At 46.0% G+C, this 6,178-nt stretch carries 5 protein-coding genes and 1 other RNA gene; 3 read left to right on the top strand and 3 right to left on the bottom strand.

From position 1 onward, the window contains the following. Window positions 1-330: 330 nt before the first annotated feature. Window positions 331-474 carry a hypothetical protein gene (locus tag QUA00_RS24495; protein WP_333103829.1) on the top strand — a complete coding sequence of 48 codons (144 nt, stop codon included), beginning with the start codon at window positions 331-333 and terminating at the stop codon, window positions 472-474. Between the two features lie 360 nt (window positions 475-834). After that, window positions 835-2,880 (top strand): sensor histidine kinase, encoded by a 2,046-nt coding sequence (locus tag QUA00_RS24490; RefSeq protein WP_333411435.1) that lies wholly within the window; start codon window positions 835-837, stop codon window positions 2,878-2,880. 38 nt (window positions 2,881-2,918) lie between these two features. Here QUA00_RS24490 and QUA00_RS24485 read toward each other — a convergent pair whose 3' ends face one another. From QUA00_RS24485 to rnpB, 3 genes are all read right to left on the bottom strand, one after another. Next, window positions 2,919-4,166: a Gfo/Idh/MocA family oxidoreductase gene (locus QUA00_RS24485; RefSeq protein WP_333411434.1), complete on the bottom strand. Its 1,248-nt coding sequence runs from the start codon at window positions 4,164-4,166 to the stop codon at window positions 2,919-2,921. 219 nt (window positions 4,167-4,385) lie between these two features. Beyond that, window positions 4,386-5,090, bottom strand: a complete 705-nt coding sequence (gene rnc, locus QUA00_RS24480; protein ID WP_333411432.1) for a ribonuclease III — start codon at window positions 5,088-5,090, stop codon at window positions 4,386-4,388. Window positions 5,091-5,382: 292 nt separating this feature from the next. Beyond that, window positions 5,383-5,816: RNase P RNA component class A (rnpB, locus tag QUA00_RS24475), an RNA gene on the bottom strand. Between the two features lie 147 nt (window positions 5,817-5,963). Here rnpB and QUA00_RS24470 point away from each other — a divergent pair. Beyond that, window positions 5,964-6,128, top strand: a complete 165-nt coding sequence (locus QUA00_RS24470) for a hypothetical protein (RefSeq protein ID WP_333310120.1) — start codon at window positions 5,964-5,966, stop codon at window positions 6,126-6,128. The last annotated feature ends 50 nt before the right edge of the window (window positions 6,129-6,178 follow it).

The following is a 6,178-nucleotide window of genomic DNA, read 5'->3' as shown; positions in this document are numbered from 1 at the left end:
GGGATACCACCATACTCTGGGACCTGTCTGATGAGTGTGCTATATTCAGATTGTTGCCGATTGTCGGGGATTGTCTGAATTAAAAGTATCAGATATCAAATATGCGTGATGATATCTCGGACGGTTGTTTGTGTAATAATACGTATAATTGCTAAAGTTTTTTTTCATCGATTAAGCTATGGAGATTATTGCCGAGACCGCGAATTTAGGGAGCGTGGGTGCACTGTTTGGGCCAAGGTTCCCCACATTAGGGTTGGCAGAGTCGATCGACAGCTCGATCGTCTCATTCTTTTTGTTTGACCGGTGAATTATTGTCACCGAATCAATCGGATGGCAAAAGAAATCTTTGACAGGATGCCAAATCTCGCATCGCCCATCTCTGGCCCATCTCTCGAAGGCATTCGGAAAGAAAAAGTCCGATCGAGCAGAATTCTCTCTGTGTACTACCCGGAGACAGAACTTTTTGCCCGTTAATTTAGGTGTCAGAGTGCATCTATGCGATTCTAGCTTCAAGCAACTGCGGTATGTCCACCCGACGCTTTTTGCAGCCTGAAAAATTGACACCGGGGCGATGGGGCGCAAGTCGAGCCAAGAATTGAAGAGGGAAGTGTGACCTAGATCACAGGCAGTTGCCAAACAAATTGCTGAGCATCTTTAAGTCCACACACTTAGAATCGAGATTACTACAGTGGCTTCTATAATTGTGTTTAAATGTTGTTCTGAAGCTGTGTTGTCCAGTCAGCAGAGCCCCCTAGACAGATTCATGCTTTCGGTCTGGTTTATTTCACTGTAATGGTCGCTGTTGGGTGTTGCACCTTAATTTAGATATTTCCTATGGTTAAGTTAGGTCAATCCTCCTTTCGCCGTATTTTACTGTCGCGGATTTTGTTGCTCAGCGTACCGGTTCTACTGGTGGGGGAGTATGTTACCTATCGCAAGGCACGCTCGACACTTCTGGAAACTGCTCGTCAAAACTTGACAGAAAGTGCAGTCAGAAAAGCAGACACTATTGAACAGTGGGCGAAATCGCTGAAGTCGAATCTGATCGGCGCTTCCGAAAGCTCGATGTTGCAGTCGGTAGATCCGAAGGATTATCAAAAGTTTATCGCGCAATTAGGGCAGCGGTTGCCAGCGCAGGTTGATTGCTTGCAATTGACTAACTTAAAGACAAATCAAGTGATAGCAAGCACTTGCGGGCAGCAGCCGATTCAGTCGTTGCCGGCAAAATTTTGGCCGCCCGTACAGCAGCAGCAAACGCTGCTGGACGACAAGAGCGTTTACATCAGTCTGTCCTTACCTCCGCAGCGCCAGGCGACAGCAAACGATCAGAAGGTGGCTTTGGGGGCTGATGATTTTCCCGATGCGGGTAAAGAAGGCTCCGATAGCCAAGCGAGTTTGGTGTTGAGCGCTCCTGTTTACATTCGTCGGGGCAATACCCTGCAGTTGAGTTATGCTTTGAGTTTGCAGTCTGCCTTGCCTGTGCAAACCAGCGCTCCCAAGGGTTCTCTAGCCGGCTATACGGTGGCGATCGACCAAGATGGGACAATTTTGGCGCACCCTAATGTCAACCGCGTGGGCCGCAATATCGACCAAGAGGCAGATGCCGCTCGACTAAAAAGTATTGTCAAAAGGGCGATCGCCGGCGGAACAGCTTTTCTCCACCTATTTTCCTTTGAAAGAAATGGTGTAGAGTTGCTAGCAGGATACGCCGCTATCCCGAGTCCTTCAACTACACATGAGAACAGCAAGTGGATTATTTTAGCTGTCTCTCGTTTAGATTACGCTCTCTCAGGTTTGGAAGAAATTCAGCAAGTTTTATTTAATTTAATTGTAGGTTTGGTTGCTGCTAGTATCATCGCGACTTTATATCTGTCTCGCGACTTGGCGCGTCCTGTGGAAAAACTGAGAGACTACGCCATGAAAGTAGATACGGAAGCGTCGCAGACAGTGCCCCAAGATTTCCAAATTAGGGAATTTAATCAACTATCAGAAGCACTAAACAGCATGGTGCAGGGCCTCAGATCCAGGGCAAAAGCATTGGAAGTCGCCACCAAGGAAGCGCAAGTTGCCAATCAATTAAAAAATGAATTTTTGGGCAATATTTCTCACGAATTGAGAACGCCGCTCAACGGGATTATTGGTTTTATTCAAATTGTGCGGGACGGCTACTGCGATGACCGAGATGAAGAAATGGAATTTTTACAGCGCGCCCACGACTCGTCCATGCAATTGCTCAATATTATTAATGATATTTTGGACATTGCTAAAATAGAAGCCGGCACCTTTTCCATGATGTTAGAAGTAGTTGATATTACTCAGGTACTTGAAGACGCGATTGATTTGCAAGCGGCTCAAATTGAGGAAAAAGGCTTGAAGTTAAGTTTGCCAGCTCCTCACGATCCGATTATTGTTCATGCCGATCCAGAGAAGCTCAAACAGGTGTTTTTAAATGTTTTGAGCAATGCCGTTAAGTTTACAGAGTCGGGCAGCATTAGTATATCTGTGCGGCTAGAATCGAGGACTAATTCTGCTAGTTTTAACGGCAGTGGGGAAAGTAAAACGGGTCCCAGCGGTCAAAGCGATTGGGTGGTGGTGACAATTAAAGATACAGGAATTGGTATCGATCCCGAGCACCAGCAGAAATTGTTTCAACCTTTTGTGATGGCTGATGGTTCTACAACTCGCAGGTTTGGCGGTAACGGTTTGGGCTTGGCTATCTCGCGAAGGATAATGGAATCTATGATCGGAAGCATTACCCTGCACAGCGCAGGCGTGAATCAAGGTACTATGGTGATGATTTCTTTGCCTGTCAATCAGCAGTCAAATTTTTATTTTCACAGCCCGGACTTAGTAACGGAAAAGGGAAATTTCAAAAGTTGAGGACTGATTTTCCCAATCTCAAATCTAAAATCTCAAATCTAAAATGGTATTAGGGGCTGTCCGCCGAGTTCGAGGGATTTGCTCAAAGTGCTGAGAATGCGGATTAATTCGACGGAGGCCGCGCCCGAAGAGGTAAGACAGGGGGTATTTGTTTGCACGCAGTTGAGGAAGCGATCGCACACTCGCCTCAGCGGTTCTACTTGTTCTAAACTCAACACTTCGCGGTGTCTGATGCTTTTTGGCTGCGGCGCGATCCTCTTCGTTGGCGTAGCCCCCGTAGGGGCGGGCTTCGCTAACGCACTTTCAAAAGAGTTATTCTCTTCCCCTCGCCAATCTGAATTGCCGCGCTGCAAAATCAGGGAAGTTTCTGGCGACATTTCATCAAAAATCAAGGTTCCCAAACTGCCAACAACTGTTAAGCGCCGTTGTTTGTCGGGATTTAGCCAGCACAGGTGAATAAATGCTTGAAATCCGTCGGGATAGGTGAGCGTTACCCAAACTAAATCTGCTAGTTTTTCTGCAGGATTAGTAGTCACCAGTGAAGGAGCAAATTGATTTTCAATTTCTGCAGCTTCTGGATTTATTCCTTCTTCCTGGTTCGCTCTTCCTTCTTCCTTGTTCCTTCTATCCTTTACATCCGTTACATCCGTTACATCCGTTACAGAATCCGTTGCCGAACTTCCTTCTTCCTTGGGAAAAACAGTGCCGATCGCCCTTACTTCAATTGGCGTTTGTTCCAACAAAGTATTGAAAATAGCGATATCGTGAATCGCCAAGTCCCACAGGGCATCAACGTCATGGCGAACCGGTTCAAAATGGGTGCGCTGGGCGTAACCGTAGCGCAATTTTCCGAGTTGATGCTGTTGAATAATTCTTTGGCCTCGATCGACTGCTGGATGAAACAGATAAGTGTGGTCAACGAACAGTTGCCGCTGCTGTTTTTCGGCTAATTGACAGAGTTCTATTGCTTCAGTCAGGTTGAGAGCGAGGGGTTTTTCTGCTAAGACGTGGTAGCCTTGTTTCAGCGCTGCTGCTGCGAGGGTGTAGTGTGTGGAAGCTGGAGTAGCGATCGCCACAGCTTGCAGTCCCGGCAAGGCTTGCACTTGAGACCAATCGGTAGCTAGAATCACCGAGGCATCAAGATTAAACTGTTTTTGAACGGCCGCCAATGAATCTCGATTCGGGTCTACCACCGCTAAAACTTGGCTATTGGGATGTTCGAGAAAGTTGCGAATTAGGTTAACTCCCCAGCGACCGGCACCCAATACAGCTATTCCGATTTTCATTAATTATAATTTCAAAAATCGCACAGTAATTATAGCATATTTTGTTATTATTATCTATGTTTTAACTCAAAAAAATCACTGTTGACTGTTGAATGTTGGCAGTAGTTATTGGTTATTGCTTATTGGTTATTGGTAGCAGCTAACAAATAACCAATAACTGATAACACCAGTCAACAGTTAACTGTCAACAGTCAACCGTCAACAGTCAACTGTCAACTGTCAACAGTCAACTAATTTATTGAAAGCTGCCTGAGCCGCTGCTTGTTCGGCCGCTTTGATCGATCGACCTTTTCCCTCTGCTACCAACTTTCCCTGAATGAGAACTTCTGCGGTAAAACGATCCTCCCCGCCCTGCACTGTCCCGGTTTCTTGCACGCTATATTTGGGCAAAGTTTTGTATTTGCCTTGAGTCAACTCTTGGAGAGCAGCTTTGTAGTTTTGGCGGGCAGGATCGCTGCGGATTTCCGCCGCTAGGCGTTGAAAGTGAGAATCTAGCCAAGGGCGAATTAATTCTAACGTCTCGGTACTCAAATAAAGCGCAGCCAGTACCGCTTCCAAAGCATCTGCCAGCCGGGGTTCAGCGCCTGTTTTGTCTGCGGCGGCGCTGCTGGAAACAATTAAATAGCGATCGAACCCGTAACTTTCAGCGATTTTAGCAAGAATGCGATCGCTCACCAAGATCGATCGAATAGCAGCAAATTCCCCCACTGTACAGTCAGGATAAATCTCAAACAACAATTCCGACGCAGCCAGCCGCACAACTGCATCCCCGACAAACTCTAGTTGCTCGTAATTTGCCTTAGCTGACGCGCTCGCATGAGTCAAAGCTAAATCGAGGAGATGCCATTTTATCGAAGCATTCTTCGTCAGTCCCAATTTTTGAATTAATGTTTCAAGTTGCTTTTGGCGACCCGGATAAATCATACCATTTTAGATTTTAGATTTTAGATTTTAGATTTTAGATTTTAGAAGTGGGAATCACGGATGACTATCCGGGTTTGGAGCTTTTCAAAAGTTGCATTATTTTTTTAACTGGGATCAGATTCATATTAATAAAAAAAAATTAGTTGAAAAACTAAATATTCCTCCGGGTGCTTATGGTGCACCTTACCCAAAATCTTCCTCCGGCTGTGCAGTGCATACCTTGCCCAACATAAAACAGGTCGAAAGGATTTGTTGACCTGATTCCCAAGCGGTAATTTTAATTAAATGGGGGGGAAAAAGTCGGACATAAGCCGGGTTCTGTTCTCTCAACTGCAAGCAGTTTTCGAGGGCAGTTATCTATCTGGGACGCCTGTTACCAGACGCCTCAAGCGGTACCAAAAAACGGCACTGGTAAAAAACCAACCATAGTCCCTCCGACCTTGCTCCCAACTGGGGTTTACCGAGCCAGCACCTCTCGATGCTGCTGGTGCGCTCTTACCGCACCTTTGCACCCTTACCAAATTAGTGGTTGCTTCCCAGTCAAAAATCCTCAGTTACTTACTAATGACCAATGACTGCTGACTAATGACTAATTGGCGGTATCTTTCTGTGGCACTATCCTCACGATCGCTCGCACTGGGCGTTACCCAGCAAGTTTGGTTTTTCGGGAGCCCGGACTTTCCTCAGACAAGCTTTCGCTAATCCGCAACCGCCTGCGCCTACTTTTTCCCCAGATTTATTGTACGCGATCGTTCGTCAATCTATTTGGGATTTGAGATTGAATATTTTAACTTGTCGCCCACTTAATTTGGACATTTGTGTTTATTCTCACATCTGGCACTATTGTCAATAAGCTTTTTATGAACAGGCAAGATGCCTGTTCCACAAGAGATGAATTTTATTGTGGAACAGGCATCTTGCCTGTTAAGCGAGAATGGTGCAACATCTCAGTTTATTCAAACTCTTGTACGGTGGGCCCGAAAGCCCGCCCAACAATTAAATTTCCCTGCAACTCCCCTTAAAATCACTCACGGATGAATCTGGAGGCCCAAAAGTTGGGAATTATCATGCCAGGATTTATGGCAGGG

Origin of the sequence: Microcoleus sp. T2B6, assembly GCF_036700475.1 — a bacterium.
GTDB lineage: Bacteria > Cyanobacteriota > Cyanobacteriia > Cyanobacteriales > Microcoleaceae > Microcoleus.
This window is presented reverse-complemented; position numbering and strand designations above follow the sequence as displayed.